General features: G+C 67.5%; 13 protein-coding genes. 9 read left to right on the plus strand and 4 right to left on the minus strand.

Annotated elements, in window-relative coordinates:
* Positions 1–85: 85 nt before the first annotated feature.
* The 4 genes from EO170_RS19695 to EO170_RS19715 all read left to right on the plus strand — a co-directional run bounded on the left by EO170_RS19695 (position 86) and on the right by EO170_RS19715 (position 5,017).
* On the plus strand, positions 86–1,261 hold the full coding sequence (locus EO170_RS19695) for a phosphoglycerate kinase (protein ID WP_104583698.1): 1,176 nt from the start codon (positions 86–88) through the stop codon (positions 1,259–1,261).
* Positions 1,258–1,911, plus strand: coding sequence for an HAD family hydrolase (locus tag EO170_RS19700; RefSeq protein ID WP_104648885.1), 654 nt, complete (start codon positions 1,258–1,260; stop codon positions 1,909–1,911). Before EO170_RS19695 ends, EO170_RS19700 begins: the two co-directional genes overlap by 4 nt.
* A 338-nt stretch (positions 1,912–2,249) precedes the next feature.
* The gene (pyk, locus tag EO170_RS19705; RefSeq protein ID WP_104583696.1) at positions 2,250–3,716 is read left to right on the plus strand and encodes a pyruvate kinase; all 1,467 of its coding nucleotides are present in this window, start codon (positions 2,250–2,252) and stop codon (positions 3,714–3,716) included.
* A 296-nt stretch (positions 3,717–4,012) separates the two neighbouring features.
* The gene (locus EO170_RS19715) at positions 4,013–5,017 is read left to right on the plus strand and encodes a class I fructose-bisphosphate aldolase (protein WP_104583694.1); all 1,005 of its coding nucleotides are present in this window, start codon (positions 4,013–4,015) and stop codon (positions 5,015–5,017) included.
* Positions 5,018–5,180: 163 nt separating this feature from the next.
* Here the strand turns inward: EO170_RS19715 and EO170_RS19720 are convergent, their stop codons facing one another.
* From EO170_RS19720 to cobA, 3 genes are all read right to left on the minus strand, one after another.
* Positions 5,181–5,720 carry an O-acetyl-ADP-ribose deacetylase gene (locus EO170_RS19720; RefSeq protein WP_024938170.1) on the minus strand — a complete coding sequence of 180 codons (540 nt, stop codon included), beginning with the start codon at positions 5,718–5,720 and terminating at the stop codon, positions 5,181–5,183.
* A gap of 383 nt (positions 5,721–6,103) precedes the next feature.
* Positions 6,104–7,063, minus strand: a complete 960-nt coding sequence (gene cysK, locus EO170_RS19725) for a cysteine synthase A (protein WP_126947582.1) — start codon at positions 7,061–7,063, stop codon at positions 6,104–6,106.
* Positions 7,064–7,079: 16 nt separating this feature from the next.
* Positions 7,080–8,285 carry a uroporphyrinogen-III C-methyltransferase gene (gene cobA / locus EO170_RS19730; protein WP_126947584.1) on the minus strand — a complete coding sequence of 402 codons (1,206 nt, stop codon included), beginning with the start codon at positions 8,283–8,285 and terminating at the stop codon, positions 7,080–7,082.
* Positions 8,286–8,449: 164 nt separating this feature from the next.
* Between cobA and EO170_RS19735 the strand changes: the two genes are divergently transcribed.
* Positions 8,450–9,433: a LysR family transcriptional regulator gene (locus EO170_RS19735; protein WP_104583691.1), complete on the plus strand. Its 984-nt coding sequence runs from the start codon at positions 8,450–8,452 to the stop codon at positions 9,431–9,433.
* A 788-nt stretch (positions 9,434–10,221) separates the two neighbouring features.
* Positions 10,222–10,503, plus strand: a complete 282-nt coding sequence (locus EO170_RS19740) for a hypothetical protein (protein ID WP_104648890.1) — start codon at positions 10,222–10,224, stop codon at positions 10,501–10,503.
* A 545-nt stretch (positions 10,504–11,048) separates the two neighbouring features.
* On the opposite strand, the gene EO170_RS19745 is transcribed toward EO170_RS19740, so the two are convergent.
* Positions 11,049–12,245, minus strand: coding sequence for a GAF domain-containing sensor histidine kinase (locus EO170_RS19745; protein WP_104583689.1), 1,197 nt, complete (start codon positions 12,243–12,245; stop codon positions 11,049–11,051).
* Positions 12,246–12,530: 285 nt separating this feature from the next.
* Here EO170_RS19745 and EO170_RS19750 point away from each other — a divergent pair, with 285 nt between their 5' ends.
* From EO170_RS19750 to EO170_RS19760, 3 genes are all read left to right on the plus strand, one after another.
* Positions 12,531–12,965, plus strand: coding sequence for a DUF2946 family protein (locus tag EO170_RS19750; RefSeq protein WP_126947587.1), 435 nt, complete (start codon positions 12,531–12,533; stop codon positions 12,963–12,965).
* A 195-nt stretch (positions 12,966–13,160) separates the two neighbouring features.
* A complete protein-coding gene (locus EO170_RS19755; RefSeq protein ID WP_164741115.1) occupies positions 13,161–15,164 on the plus strand; it encodes a TonB-dependent receptor in 2,004 nt (667 codons plus the stop codon).
* On the plus strand, positions 15,164–16,036 hold an 873-nt coding region (locus EO170_RS19760; RefSeq protein ID WP_164741111.1), incomplete at its 3' end, for a PepSY domain-containing protein. The genes EO170_RS19755 and EO170_RS19760, both read left to right, overlap by 1 nt.

Below are 16,036 nucleotides of genomic sequence, written 5' to 3' on the forward strand. Positions count from 1 at the left end.
TCGGCGCCACGTGTACCGGCTGCTTTTTCGATTCCCCAATCCCGATTCCCGAATCCCCATTCCCCAGACCTAGCGAGCTGACCCCATGTCCATCGTCCGCATGACCGACCTCGATCTCTCCGGCAAGCGCGTGCTGATCCGCCAGGATCTCAACGTGCCGATCGACAACGGCCAGATCACCTCCGAGCAGCGCATCACCGCGTCGGTGCCCACCATCCAGCTGGCGCTGGAAAAGGGCGCCGCGGTGATGGTCACCTCGCACCTGGGCCGCCCCAAGGAAGGCAGCTGGACCGAGGAGGATTCGCTGGCGCCGGTGGCCGCGCGCCTGACCGCGCTGCTGGGCGTGGACGTGCCGCTGGTGCGCGACTGGGTCGATGGCGTGGAGGTGGCGCCGGGCCAGGTGGTGCTGCTGGAAAACTGCCGCATGAACGTCGGCGAGGGCAAGGATGACGAAACCCTGGCGCGCAAGTACGCCGCGCTGTGCGATGTGTTCGTCATGGACGCCTTCGGCACCGCGCATCGCGCACAGGCCTCCACCCATGGCGTGATCCGCTTCGCGCCGGTGGCTGCCGGCGGCCCGCTGTTGATGGCCGAACTCGATGCGCTGGCCAAGGCACTGGACAACCCGGCCAAGCCGCTGCTGGCGATCGTGGCCGGCAGCAAGGTGTCCACCAAGCTGGAGCTGCTGTCCAACCTGGTCAACAAGGTCGACCAGCTGATCGTCGGCGGCGGCATCGCCAACACCTTCATCGCCGCGGCCGGGCATGCGGTGGGCAAGTCCCTGAGCGAGCCGGACCTGATTCCCACCGCCAACCAGATCGTCGCCGATGCCAAGCTGCGCGGCGCGGAGATTCCGTTGCCGACCGACGTGGTCGTCGCCAAGCAGTTCCTGCCCGATGCCGAGGCGACGGTGAAGTCGCTCGATGCCGTGGAGGCCGACGATCTGATCCTGGACATCGGCCCGCAGACCGCCACGCGCTACGCCGAGCTGATCGCCAGCGCCGGCACCGTGGTGTGGAACGGGCCGGTTGGCGTGTTCGAGTTCGAGCCCTTCAGCCACGGCACCGAAACCCTGGCGCGTGCGATCGCCAGCTCCAAGGCGTTCTCGATCGCCGGTGGCGGCGACACCCTGGCCGCGGTGGACAAGTACGACATCGCCAAGGACGTCACCTACATCTCCACCGGCGGCGGCGCGTTCCTGGAATTCCTGGAAGGCAAGACCCTGCCGGCGGTGGCGGCACTCGAGGCGCGCGGCAAGTGAGTGCAGCCACGCTGTTCTTCGATCTGGACGGCACCCTGGTCGATTCGGAGCCGGGCATCGTCGCCAGCATCGTGCATGCCTTCGACGCGGTGGGCCAGCCGCGACCCTCGCCGCAGACCCTGCGCGCGTGGATCGGCCCGCCGCTGCGCGACAGCTTCACCGACTGTTTTCCCGATGATCCGGCGCTGGTGCAGCGCACACTGGCGGCGTATCGCCAGCGTTACGACGCGGTGGGCTGGACCGAACTGAGCGTGTTCGACGGTATCGGTGCAGTCGTCATGGACCTGCAGCGCGCCGGTCATCGCCTGGCGGTGGTGACCTCGAAAAACGAGCGTTACGCGCGCCGCATCGTCGAGCATCTGCCGTTCGGTGCGTGCTTCGAGAACGTGATCGGGGCCAGCGAAGACGGCGAGCGCCGTTTCAAGCCGGACCTGATTGCCGAAGCCTTGCGACGCCTGGACATTGCCAAGACCGGCTGCGTGATGATCGGCGACCGCCGGATGGATATCGATGGCGCCAACCATCACGGCATCCATAGCATCGGCGTGTTGTGGGGCTTCGGCGACGAAGCCGAGCTGCGGGGCGCAGGTGCGGGCGCGATCGCACACACCCCTGCCGAGTTGCGCGCCCTGATCGATGGACAGGACTGACGGACCACGCAGCCGTGCACATTGCCAGGCGAGCGCGGCCGGCGCTCGCCTGGGCGTGGCCGCATGCGCAGGCGGCGAGGGGCGCGCAGCGTCGGCGCCCCCGCGTCCGCTCGCTGTCGTCTGCTGACCGCTGCGAACCGTGGGACCTTCACCGCTGCCGCGTTAGGGTGGCAGCCCACAGCAACAACCCGCCGCGCGCCCAGCGCGCTGCGGAAAGCGTACGTACTGTCCCGCACTGTCTATAGGACATGCCGGAATGCGAGGGTGGCTATGCCGCAATGCCATCGTCGGTAGGTGACGCGTGTGTTAAGTTTCGCGGCTTTTACAGGGAGGCCATCATGAAAGAACGTCAACGCCGCACCAAGATCCTTGCCACGCTCGGACCGGCGACGGATCCGCCCGGTGTGCTGGAGGCCTTGTTCAAGGCCGGCGTCAACGTGGTGCGCCTCAACTTCAGCCATGGCGACCCGTCCGGCCAGGCCAAGCGCGCTGCCGAAGTGCGCGCCGCGGCCGTCCGCGTCGGTGCCGAAGTCGGCATCCTGGCCGACCTGCCGGGTCCGAAGATCCGCGTCGAGCGCTTTGCCGAAGGCAAGATCAAGCTGACCACCGGCGAGCGTTTCGACCTGGTGGCCGACCCCAATGCGCCCGCGGGCGACCAGCACCAGGTTGGCGTCAGCTACCTCGGCCTGCCGCAGGACGTGGCCGCCGGCGACGTGCTGCTGCTGGACGATGGCCTGGTGCAGCTGCAGGTGACCGAGGTGCAGGGTCAGCGCATCGTCACCACCGTGCTCAACGATGGCGTGCTGTCCGATCGCAAGGGCCTGAACAAGCAGGGCGGCGGCCTGTCGCTGGGCGCGCTGACCGAGCGCGACAAGGAACTGATCGGCATCGTCGCCAAGATCGGCGTGGACTTCATCGCGGTGTCGTTCTGCCGCAACGCCGAGGACATGAACGATGCGCGCCGTATCGCGCGTCAGCACGGCTGCGATGCCGCGCTGGTGTCCAAGATCGAGCGCACCGAAGCGATCGAGAACCTGGTCGAGATCGTCGAAGCCTCCGACGTGGTGATGGTGGCGCGTGGCGATCTGGGCGTGGAAATCGGCGATGCCGAATTGCCGGGCCTGCAGAAGAAGATCATCCGCGAATCGCTGGCGCAGAACAAAGTGGTGATCACCGCCACGCAGATGCTGCAGTCGATGGTGGAAAGCCCGATCCCGACCCGCGCCGAAGTGCTGGACGTGGCCAATGCGGTCATCGACGGCACCGACGCGGTGATGCTTTCGGCCGAAACCGCGGCCGGCGCCTACCCGGTGCGTGCGGTGGAAGCGATGGCACGCATCTGTCTGGGTGCCGAGCGCCAGTTCGAGTTCGACACCGACTTCGAAGCGGCGCAACGTAATCTGCAGCGCGCCGACCAGGCGATCGCGATGGCGACCATGTTCCTGTCCGAACACATCGGTCTGGCCGGCGTGGTTGCGTTGACCGAGTCCGGCGGCACGCCGCGTTACCTGTCGCGCTTCCGTTCCAACATGCCGATCTACGCCTTCACCCGTCACGATGGCGCACGCCGCCACATGGCGATGATGCGTGGCGTGTTCCCGATCAGCTTCGACAGCCGCGGCCTGACCCCGCGCGAAGCCGCACGTGCGGCGATCCGCCTGCTGGTGGAGAACGAGCGCATGGGACCGGGCGACCGCGTGGTGTTCACCAGCGGCGAGCACATGGAAACCCATGGCGCCACCAACACGCTGCGCCTGCTGGAAGTGGGCGAGGACGGCCGCGCCAGCGGCCTGGGCGAGCTGTAACGCCTGGCCCTGAGCCGCGCGTGCGTCGCAGGTCGATGCACGCGCTGGCCCACCATCGTTGCCTGCAAATACAGCGGCGGCCTGCGGGTCGCCGTTGTGCTGTGCGGGACATGGTCTGCGGTGCGGGATGCGCCTGCAGGCGCGCATAGCGCGAGGCACGCGCATCACGCTGCGAGCAGCGCCACACATCCTGTCATGCCGCACATGTGTAATCGGTTGCAGACATTCCGTGAAGGAATGTGTACGACTTTCGTCGCTATACTTTCCTTCTCCCCCGCAGCTGCCACAGGAACTACATGAGCATCGAACAGCTTGCCGAAACCGCCCAGGCCATGGTCGCCCCGGGCAAGGGCATCATCGCCATCGACGAATCGACCAGCACGATCGCCAAGCGTTTTGCCAGCGTCGGCATCGAGAACATCGAAGAAAACCGTCGCGCCTATCGCGAACTGCTGCTGACCACGCCCAAGCTGAGCGACTACATCTCCGGCGCCATCCTGTTCGACGAGACCATCCGTCAGAAGACCAAGGACGGCGTGCCGTTCGCCGAGTACATGACCGCCCACGGTATCATCCCGGGCATCAAGGTCGACAAGGGTGCGCAGCCGCTGGCCGGCATGCCGGGCGAGCTGGTCACCGAAGGCCTGGACGGCCTGCGTGCGCGTCTGGAGGAGTACTACACGCTGGGCGCACGCTTCGCCAAGTGGCGTGCGGTCATCAACATCGGCGAAGACATCCCGTCCGGCACCTGCATCGAGGCCAACTCGCACGCGCTGGCGCGTTACGCCGCACTGTGTCAGGAGCAGGGCCTGGTGCCGATGGTCGAGCCGGAAGTGATCATGGACGGCAACCACGACATCGAGACCTGCTACGAAGTCACCGAAGCCACGCTGCGTTCGCTGTTTGGCGCACTGTATGAGCAGAATGTCGTGCTCGAAGGCACCATCCTGAAGGCCTCGATGGTCATCTCCGGCAAGGGCTGCGAAGAGCAGGCCAGCGTGGAGGAAGTGGCCGAGTCCACCGTGATGTGCCTGAAGTCGACCGTGCCGGCGATCCTGCCGGGCATCGTGTTCCTGTCTGGCGGCCAGACCGACGAGCAGTCCACCGCCCACCTCAACGAGATGCACCAGCTCGGCAACCTGCCGTGGCCGCTGAGCTTCTCGTATGGCCGTGCGATGCAGCAGGCTGCGCTGAAGCTGTGGGCCAAGGACATGACCGGCAACGTCGCCAAGGCGCAGCAGATCATCTATGAGCGCGCCAAGGAAAACGGCCTGGCCGCACTGGGCAAGTGGAAGGGTTGATCGCCGTGTCGGCCGCCTTGCGGCCGGATCGAACGTAGCAAAGAGAACGCCGGCAGCGATGCCGGCGTTCTTGTTTGCGTGGACCACGCTGCGCCTGCGTACCTGCCCAAATGCAACGAGCGCCTCGCGGCGCTCGTCATCCCTACCTTCTGCATCGCGAGCGTCAGGCGGCAGCGGTTTCCTGCGCGGCCAGGGCTTGCTGGTAGGCCTTGAACGTCGCTTCGTTATAGGCCACCAGCACGATGTGCTTGGGCACCTTGTGCGAGCGCTGCCAGTCGCGGGTTTCGGTCACGGCGATGCGTGCGGCCTGGTACAGCGGATAGCCGTAGATCCCGCAGCTGATGGCCGGGAACGCGATCGAGTGCAGCATCATCTGCTCGGCCAATTTCAACGATTGCCAGTAGCAGTTGGCCAGTTGTTCCGGCTCGTTGTGCTTGCCATCGCGCCAGACCGGGCCGACGGTATGAAAGACATGCCGCGCCTTGAGGTCGAACCCGTCGGTGATGCGGATTTCGCCGGTGGGGCAGCGCACGCCCGGACGCACCTGCGGCAATGCTTCGCAGGCCTGCAGCAGGCGCGGTCCGGCTGCGCGATGGATGGCGCCATCCACGCCGCCACCGCCCAGCAGTGATTCGTTGGCGGCGTTGACGATGACGTCAACGTCGAGTTCGGTGATGTCGCCTTGCCAGACTTCAATCTTCATAGCGCGATAATTATGGGATTTGCATGAGGAACGCGTGATGGGGCGCGCGTCGCGGAACGGGCACGCTATCGCCCATTCATCTCACCTGCTGCGATTGCCGGCAACGGCTGTGGCTGTTGCCCTAAGGGAGGCTTGAGAACACCCCGATGCGATCGATCGGCTCAATCGCCGACCGGCCGTATCACCGACGGTCGAGCACTTACGGCCGGCGCCGCACGCGCGCGCAACAGGCGCTGTAGTGGCGGCTGAATTCGTCACCCAGACGCGCTTCTTCAACGGAATCGCATACCGCAGAAGGTCAGGGGCGATGCCTGGGTGGACCCACAAGCAAACAGGCCGCGCTATGGGCGCGGCCTGTGCGTGCAAATCAACGACGTGATCGATCAAGGCAGACCGGCCAGCCAATCGTCGTCGGAACCTTCGTTGATGTCGGCAAACAGCGGCGTGGAGAAATAGCGCTCGCCGGTATCGGGCAGCATCGCCAGCACCACTGCGCCGGGCGCCGCGCCTTCGGCCACGCGCAATGCGGTGGCGACGGTGGCGCCGCCGGAGATGCCGGTGAAGATGCCTTCTTCGGCGGCCAGGCGGCGCGCCACGGTGATCGCGTCGGTGTCTTCCACGCTCAGCACCTCGTGGGCGACCTCGCGGTTGAGCACTTCCGGCACGAAGTCCGGGGTCCAGCCCTGGATCTTGTGCGGCTTCCAGTCCTGGCCCTGCAACAGCGCAGCGCCAGCCGGCTCGGTGGCGGTGATGCGCACTTCCGGGCGGGCCACGCGCAGCACTTCGCCCACGCCGGTGAGCGTGCCACCGGTGCCCCAGCCGGTGACGAAATGGTCCAGCCGGAGCCCGGCGAAGTCGCGCAGGATTTCCGCGGCGGTGGTGTTGCGGTGGTAGGCCGGATTGGCCGGGTTGGCGAACTGGCTGGCCAGGAACCAGCCATGCTGCTCGGCCAGTTCCCTGGCCTTGCGCACCATGCCGCTGCCGCGCTCGGCCGCCGGGGTCAGGATCACCTTGGCACCATAGGCGCGCATCAGCTTGCGGCGCTCGATGGAGAAGGTTTCCACCATCGTGGCGACGAACTTGTAGCCGCGCGCGGCGGCCACCATCGCCAGCGCCACGCCGGTATTGCCGGAGGTGGCCTCGACGATGGTGTCGCCGGGCTTGAGCAGGCCGCGCTGTTCGGCATCGAGGATGATCGCCAGCGCCAGGCGGTCCTTGACCGAGCCGCCCGGATTGAACGACTCGACCTTGACGTACAAGGTCACGTGTTCCGGAGCGAGGCGATGGAGTTTGACCACCGGGGTACGGCCGATGGTGTCGAGGATGTTGTCGTACAGGGCCATGGGGTCTCCGTCGGAATCAGGCTGCGTGGGCGAGTGTGGGCGCGTCGGGCGTTGCGATGGGTGAGTGCGGGGGCGGGGGCGCGTTCAACGGCGCGGCGCCGAACCAGTGCAGGCTGGCGGCCAGCCCGGCGACCTCGCCCAGGATCAGCAGGGCTGGCGCACGCACCGCGTGCTGCTGCGCGGTGGCGGCCAGGCCGGCGAGCGTGCCGGTGATCACGCGTTGCTGCGGGCGCGAGCCGTTTTCCACCAGCGCGAACGGAGTGGTCGGCGCGCGACCTGCCTGCAGCAGGCGCTGCTGGATGCCGTCCAGACCGGCCACGCCCATGTAGAAGGCCAGGGTCTGGCGTTCCTGGCCAAGCGCCTGCCAGTCGAGTGTGTCCAGCGAATCCTTGCAGTGCGCGGTGATCAGCCGCAGCGATTGGGCATGGTCGCGATGGGTGAGCGGAATGCCGGCGTAGGCGGCGCAGGCGATCGCGGCGGTGATGCCGGGGATGACCTGGAAGCCGATGCTGTGCGCGCGCAGGAATTCCAGCTCTTCGCCGCCGCGGCCGAACACGAATGGGTCGCCGCCCTTCAGCCGCACCACGCGGCGCCCGGCGCGCGCGTGCTCGCGCATCAGTGCGTGGATCTGCTCCTGGCGCGTGCTGTGGCCCTGGGCGGCTTTGCCGACTTCCACGCGCAGGGCGTCGCGCCGGGCCAGTTGCAGGATCTGCGGGCTGACCAGGCGATCGTAGAGCAGCACGTCGGCCTGGCGCAGCGCACGCAGGGCATGCCGGGTGAGCAGGCCGGGGTCGCCGGGGCCGGCACCGACCAGGGTCACGCTGCCGGGGGAAAGCTGGCCGACCCTGGTGCGGGGCGCCGGGGACCGTGCAGGTGGCGCTGCCGAAGCGGCGGGCGTGGCGTCGTGGGTGAGCAGGCGCCGCGCGCTGGCCGCAGCGTGCAGCGCGTCGTTGAGGTCGGGCGCAGTGCTGGCGGCGATGGTGAGCCAGACCGGTTGATCGGGCAGGTCCAGCCAGGTCGGCTCGAACCGTCCCACCAGCCAGCGCAGCCGCCCGGCCTGCGCCCAGGCGCGCAGCTGCGGGTTGAGTTCAGGTGCGCCCACCAGCGGCAGTGCGCCGGCCTGCAGCAGCGCGGCGGTGGCGTGCTCGGCCTCGGCGCCGCCGCCGATCACCAGGACGGCACGGCCACGCAGGTCGGCAAGAAGCGGGAACACAGAGGGCACGGACAGCGCATCGAGAGGGGGAGGGCCAGACCGTAACGCCGGCATATAGCCGTCGGAAATGACTTCATACACCCTGAAAATAGCGTTCGGTTATAAGCTGGCCTGCAGAACTCCTCTACAGTCGAGTTCCTCGTGGCGCCTCGCGCTTTTTTGGATATAAGCCCATGACGCTGACCCAACTTCGTTATCTGGTCGCCATCGCCGATGCCGAGCTCAACATCACGCTCGCGGCCGCGCGCGTGCATGCGACCCAGCCCGGTCTGTCCAAGCAGCTCAAGCAGCTGGAGGACGAGCTGGGCTTTCTGCTGTTCGTGCGCAAGGGGCGCAGCCTGGATGCGGTGACACCGGCCGGCGTGGAAGTGATTGAGCGCGCGCGCTCGGTGCTGTCGGAAGCCAACAACATCCGCACCTATGCGGCCAACCAGCGCCGCGAGAGCCAGGGCCAGCTGACCCTGACCACCACCCATACCCAGGCGCGCTTCGTGCTGCCGCCGGCGGTGGCGCAGATCAAGCACGCCTATCCGCAGGTCAGCGTGCATCTGCAGCAGGCCGCCGAAAGCGCGGCGCTGGACCTGCTCAGCCAGGGCGATGCGGATATCGCGGTGGTCAGCACCGCCGGTGGCGAACCGAGCGCCGGCATCGCGGTGCCGCTGTATCGCTGGCGTCGGCTGGTGATCGTGCCGCGCGGCCATCCACTGGACCAGGCACGTGCCGCGCCGGACATGCAGGCCCTGTCTCAGCACCCGTTGATCAGCTACGAATCCTCCACGCGGCCGGGCTCCTCGCTGCAGCGCGCGTTCGCGCAGGTCGGGCTGGAGCCGAGCATCGCGCTGACCGCGCTGGATGCGGACCTGATCAAGACCTATGTGCGTGCAGGGCTGGGCGTGGGCCTGGTGGCGGAGATGGCGGTCAGCGCCAGCGACGAGGACCTGCGCGCCTGGCCGGCACCGGCGCCGATCGCCGAGTGCATCGCCTGGGCGGTGCTGCCGCGCGACCGCGTGCTACGCGACTACGCGTTGGACCTGGTGCATGTGCTGGCGCCGCAGATCGACAAGCGCGACCTGCGCCGCGTGCTGGACGGCAACCAGGCCCCGGCCTGGCCATTGCCGCCGACCTGGGAATCCCTGACCCAGACCATTACCAGCTGAACCGCCTGTCGAAGGCTGCACCGCACGTCGACCAGACGTGCTCACGGGCTTGCTCGCGACGTCTGCGGGGTTTGTGAGCATGCTTCGGTCACTGGGGGGCGCTTGCACGCGTACCGGCATGGGACACGCCGCAAGTACGTTCATGTAGGCTCTGGCGCGGCATCCATGCCGCTCAAGGTCCCACACCGGCACGCGCGCAAGCACCACCGATTGGTGTCGGTGGCTGCAGGAGAAGCGAAAGCATTGCTTGCCTATCAGCGGACGTGAGGAGTGAAGGTGCCGCGCACAGGCCATTCCCGCACCCACCTTTGCATGGTCTTGTACGAATACTTCGGTCAATGAAAGGTGCTTGCGCGCATACCGGCATGGGACACGCCGCAAGTACGTCCATGTAGGCTCTGGCGTGGCATCCATGCCGCTCAAGGTCCCACGCCGGCACGCGCGCAAGCACCACCAGTTGTTGTCGGTGGCTGCAGGTAAAGCAGGGGCATTGCCTGCCAGTCAGCTGCGGTGACGAGTTGAGGCGTGGTGCCGCGTCCGGTTGCGCCACCGCGCATCGATCGCCCCCGCAGGCGATGGCTGCCGGTGTTGGCTGCGGGCGCTTGCGCGCGTACCGGCATAAGTCACACAGCAAGTACGTCCACCTAGCAGCGATGCAACTGCGTCATGCCGGCGGTCGGTGTTCGGAATCGATGGCGACAGTTCGTACACTGCGGTCTGCGTGCAGGGTGTGCCGACCCGGTTGACTGCACGCGCTCCCCGTTCGCCACTGTGAGGCGCTGAACCCGATGACCGAGCCCCTGCGTCCACCACTGAGCCGGCTGTGGTTACCCGATCAGGATGGCGGCATGGCGTTGCAGCTGTCGGCAAGCATCGAGGGACGCGAGCATGCGGTACTGACGGTATTGGCTGATGCCCGGGACGAGTCGCTCTGGGTGGCAGTGCAGGCCGATGGCACCCAGGTGCAGATTCCGCTGGCGGTGTTGCGCCAGTTGCTGGAGGTTGCGGCAGACGAGGTGCATTCGGCGGACTGGTTCGCACGCCAGGATGCGGCCGATTCGGAGGATTGAGACGGTCGACGGTAATCGGCGAAAGCCATCGCAATGCTGCGCCGCAGCGCCCGCTTTCCGGAAAAACCATCGTGTTATCAATGGCCTGGCCAATCACCTGCGCTGACTGGAATGCACGCTGTCAGTGATTCTCCCTACAGGTGTCAGGGTGGCCGCGGCGGTGTGGTCTGGCCGCATCAAGTTGGACGCTGCGCTGTCGTAAATCCTTGTAGCAACCATGACGCGACACGCTCGAACGTCTAGGGGTGGACGGCGCAGGACCGGCGATGCGGGACATCGCATGGCCGGTCTGTTTGTCGGTGTCGTCAAGCGGTTGCCAGCGCTGTCGCAACACCGTTGCGCGAGGCTGCGCACGGGAACGACCGGCGCACCCGGGTCCCTGGGGAGAGACCTGGCGTGCTTGGCGGCGGAGTCGGGTCGGGAGCCCGGGTCCGCCTTTTTTTTGCGCTATCGACCGGAGCGTGCCGGTCTGCGCAGCGCTGGCAAGCCAGCGCTATCTGCTGCGCGGTGGCGGCGGTCTGGCGCGGCGCTGCCGAGCGCCGTTGTCAGGCCAGCGGGATGCGCACCGAAAAGCAGGTGCCGCCGCTTGGGCGGGGGCGTACATCCACTTCGCAGCCCAGGGTTTCGGCGGTGCGGTGCACGATCCACAGGCCGATGCCCAGCCCGTCGCTGCGCGGGTCGGCCTGGCGGAAGGCCTGGAACACCTGTTCGGGGTGGTCCAGGTTCAGGCCGATGCCGCTGTCGATGATTTCCACCACCGCATGGCCGGGGCGACGGCGGACGCCGACCAGCACGCGCCCGCGTTCGGTGTACTTGACCGCATTGCCGATCAGGTTGCCGAGCAAGGTGGTCAGCAGCGTGGGATGGCTGCGCACGCGTAGCGAGGTGGGTACATGGCGCAAGGCCAGGCACTTGTCGATTGCCGGTTGCCGCCACACGCCCAGCACCGCATGCAGTACATCTTCCAGTGCCAGCGGCTGCAGATCCGGCGAGGCGGTCTCGCTGGCGGCGGCCAGGGTGGCCAGCTCGTCGAGGTTGCGTGCCACCAGATTGATCGCATCGCGCGCGGTGACCAGGGTCGGGATGGAATCGACGTTGGCATGCCGGCGCATCTTGTCGATGGCATAGGCGGCGGTACGCAATGGGGTCTTCAGGTCGTGCCCGGCGATGGCCATCAGGCGACTGCGGTAGCGGTCGGATTCTTCGGCCACCTGCAGCGCGCGGCGCAGTTCAAGCTGCGCCATGGTCTGGCGCGCCAGTGCGCGCAGCGCATCGACCTGTTCGTCGCTGAGTTGGCGCGGCTGCCGGTCGAGCACGCAGACCGTGCCCAGCGGGAGGCCTTCGCTGGTCTTGAGCACGGCACCGGCATAGAAATGCAGCGGTGCCTCGCCGGTCACCAGCGGATTGCGCGCGAAGCGCACATCCTGGCGTGTGTCCGGGACCACCAGCACGTCGCTGTCGAGCAACGCATGCGCACACATCGACTTGAACAGCGGTGTTTCGCGCTCACCCATGCCGATTTCGCTCTTGAACCACTGCCGGTCGGCATCCACCAGGCTGATCAGCGCGATCGGGGTCTGGCAGATGATCGAGGCCAGCCTGGTGATGTCTTCGAACGCGGCCTCGCGCGGCGTGTCGAGAATGCCGTAGCTGCGCAGCGCCTGCAGGCGCAACGCCTCGCTCGGCGGCTTGGCAGCGCAGGGAAGGGGCTCGGCCGCTTGATCGGACAGGACGGTGCTCATGCGCGCGCAGGATGACTGGAGTGATGTACAAGCATAGGGCATGCCAGGGCCGGCCACGTAGGCGCTGTCATGTCCACTGCCGGAACTGTGACTACCGGCCTCGACAACCGCCTTGCATGGCCTTCCACGGTTGCCCCTGTGTGTCGGCGCGGTTCGGGGGCGGGCATGGACTCCGCCATCGGCCCTTGTGGTGGGCAGGGTGAGCGGTGCCGACGGGTGCGACATGCGGTCGCGGACCGGCCGCCACCATCGCCCCCGCGGCATGTGGCGGCTTACACTCGCGCAATGCCCTCGCTCCGTCGCCACCCCTGCCTGCATCTGCTTGCCTGTCTGGCAGTGCTGCTGATGCTGGTGGCGCCGCTGATCAGCCGCTGGAGCCAGGCGCCGTCGGTCGAGCCGATGTGCATGAGCGGGCCGGTGCTGGACGCGGGCGGTTCGCTGCATGCGGATCATCACGCCCTGCCGGCACAGGCAGCCGCGCATCAGCATCCCACCGCTGCATCGCCAGACAAGCCGCACACCGGCGAACACGCCACCACCCACGGCGAAGCCTGCGATTACTGCGTGCTGGCCGCGCGCCTGCTGCCGTGGCTGGCGCTGTTGGTGTTGTCCCTGCTGCACCGGCTGCCGGCGCCGGCGCCGGTGCACCGGCAGGCACGCCCGGCAACGATGGTGCGTTGGGCCGCACTCGGGGCACGTGGGCCGCCGCTGCACGCGTGAGTCTGGCCCCATTGCGGGCGTCCGCTGCGGTGGAGCGATTGCGTGCCCGATCGTCTGGCACGCCTGCACGCAGCTACACGGACGCCCCGTCTTCCTGAAGTGATGCCTGTGCCCGCCGTCATGCCGCGGCGCACGGCGGTGTTGCCGTGCCGGCACGGCAAAGGGGTGGTCATGTGGTTGCGATTATTGAAAACGCTGTGGTGCGCGCCATCGCTGGCGCTGGTGTGTGGGTCTGCCTGCGATGCGCAGGCGCAGGATGCGGCATTGACCCTGGGCAAGGTGCAGGTGAACGCGCAGCCGCAGCGCAGCCCGAGCGCGGCACGCGTGCTGAGTTCGGTGGATGTGATCGGAGGCGAGCTGCTGCATGACCAACACGTCGACTACAGCTGGGAGCTGCTGATGCGCGCGCCCGGCGTGCAGGTCACCCAGTTCCGCATGGGCACCGACGCGGGGCGGTTCTCGTTCCGCGGCTTCAATGGCGAGGGGCGGATCAATGCGGTGAAGTTGCTGATCGACGGCATCCCCAGCAACGACAACGCCGGCGGCATGCCGTATCTGGATGCCGTATTCCCGCAGGACATCAGCGCGATCGAGATCGTGCGCGGTACCAACGATGCGCGCTACGGTGTGCATGCGATCGCCGGCAGTGTGGATGTGCTGACCCGTACCGGCGGCAACGATGGCCGGCTGAGCGTGACGGCCGGCAGTTTCGGTGCGCGCGAGGTGCAGCTGGGCAAGGGTTTCGAACAGGGCGCGTGGAGCCAGAACTATGTGCTGGCCTGGCGCGACTCCGATGGCTATCGCGAGCATGCCGACGCGCGCAAACGCAGCGTGGCCGGCAAGTGGTTCTACACCGACCCCGGTGGCGCATTCCGTGCCGGGCTCACCACGCGGTACTACGACAATCATGCGCTGGAGGCGGGTTATCTGGATGCAGCCACTTCGCGTGCGGCGCCACGCAGTTCGCCGGGCTATGCGCAGGACGACCGCAGCGAACGCCAGCTGCGGCAGACCGCGTTGCATGCGGACGGCACACTGGGTGCCGCTGCGCAGTGGAGCGCCAAGGCCTACCAGAACGACTACCGCAATCGGCGTTGGGTGCGCTTTTCCGCCGCCGGCCTGCAGCAGGAACGCGATACCGACGAAACCCACCGCGGCCTGCTGTTGCGCGGCAACTGGCAGCCGGATTGGGGCGCGCTGGCGGCCAATCTCGAAGCCGGCGTGGACGCGCAATGGCAGGACAATCAGTCGCAGCGTTACCGCACCGTGGCACGGGTGCGGGGTGCGCAACTGCGTGACTGGGAGTACACCCTGCGCACGCGCGGCGCCTATGTGCAGGCGGTGCTGACGCCGATCGAGCGGCTGCAGCTGGTGCCCGGCTATCGCATCGACCGCGTCGCCGGGCAGCTGCACGATGTACGTGCCGGCATCCACGCACCGACCTACGACTACGGCACCATCAAGCAGCCCAAGTTCAGTGCCAGCTACCGGTTGGCCGGGCAGAGCAGCGTGTACGCCAACTGGGGGCGGACGTTCCAGATCGGCAGCGGCGATGGTGCGTACCGGCGTCAGCCCGGCAATCTGGGCCCGTCGATCAACGACGGTTGGGAAGCCGGCTTCAAGTTCGCGCCATCGGCGGTGATGGACGGCCGCCTGGCGTATTGGGAGCAACGCGCCTCCGGCGAAGTGGCCACCATTCTGGGTGTCAATGGCGTGGCCGGTGCCGGCGATGTGGCCAATGTCGGGCGCACGCTGCGCCGCGGCTGGGATGCGCAACTGAACCTGCAGCCGGCCGAACACTGGCGGGCCTGGATGTCGTATGCGCGGCAAAAGGCCAGCATCGCCACGCCCGACCCGAGTGCGCCGGCCACGCGCGGCAAGGAGATCGAGAACGTGCCGCACTGGCTGGCCACCGCCGGGCTGGAGTGGCAACCCACTGCGGCCGTGCAACTGAGCGCCTGGGGCACTGCGCAGGGCGATTATTATCTGGAGCGCAGCAATACGCTGGGCCGCACCGGTGGTTACGCCCTGCTCAATCTGGGCGCGCGCTGGAATGTGGATGCGCGCAATGCGCTCAGCCTGCAGCTGCGCAATGTCACCGATCGCGCCTACGTCTACGCGTGGTACGACACAGGCAGTTCCGGCTATTCGCCTGGCGATGGACGTGCGCTGTCGCTGTCGTGGGACTGGAGCTTCTGATGCGCGCGATCATGGTCGATGACAGCGTCACCGAACCGCGCCGGGATGGCCGCTGGCGCTTCTATCGCGCGGTGTGGCGCTGGCATTTCTATGCCGGCTTGCTGGTGTTGCCCTTCATCGTCTGGCTGGCGCTGACCGGTGCGGCGTTTCTGTACCAGGATGCGATCGACCGCAGCGTGCACCACGGCTTGAAGGTCGTGCCGGCAGGCGAGGTGCGGGCGCCAGCGCAACGCCTGGTCGATGCGGCGCAGCGCAGGTATGGCGGCATCCTGTTTCGTTACACCACGCCCAGCCGCGCCGATGCCAGCGCCGAGATCGGACTGGTCGATACGCACGGTGCGCGGCAGGTGGTGTATGTCGACCCCTACCGCGCGCGCGTGCTTGGCACGCTGCCCGAGCATGGCACCCTGGCCTGGACGATTCGCCGGCTGCACAGTCTCGCCCTGGTCGGGCCGTCCGCGCGCGGGTTGATCGAAATGGCGGCCGGCTGGGCGATCGTGCTGGTGCTCACCGGCGTGTATCTGTGGTGGCCGCGTGGGCGCCGCGGTGGGGTGGTCAGCGTACGCGGCAAGCCCGCGCAACGGCTGTTCTGGCGCGATCTGCATGCGGTCACCGGCGCGGGCGTCGGTGCGGTGTTGCTGTTCCTGGCGCTGACCGGGATGCCATGGTCGTGGCTGTGGGGCGCGCAGGTCAATCGCTGGGTCAACGGGCAGGACTTCGGCTACCCGGCCGGTCTGCGGGTGCAGCAGCCGATGTCGCAACAGCGCTTGACCGAGACGACCGATCCGGCGTGGTCGTTGCGGCAGGCCCAGGTGCCGGAGTCTGTGGTGGCTGGCCGTGGAGCCGTGGGGGGGGATGAGGGGCTGCATGAC

It is taken from the genome of Xanthomonas sp. BRIP62409 (assembly GCF_003992965.1).
Lineage (GTDB): Bacteria > Pseudomonadota > Gammaproteobacteria > Xanthomonadales > Xanthomonadaceae > Xanthomonas > Xanthomonas euroxanthea.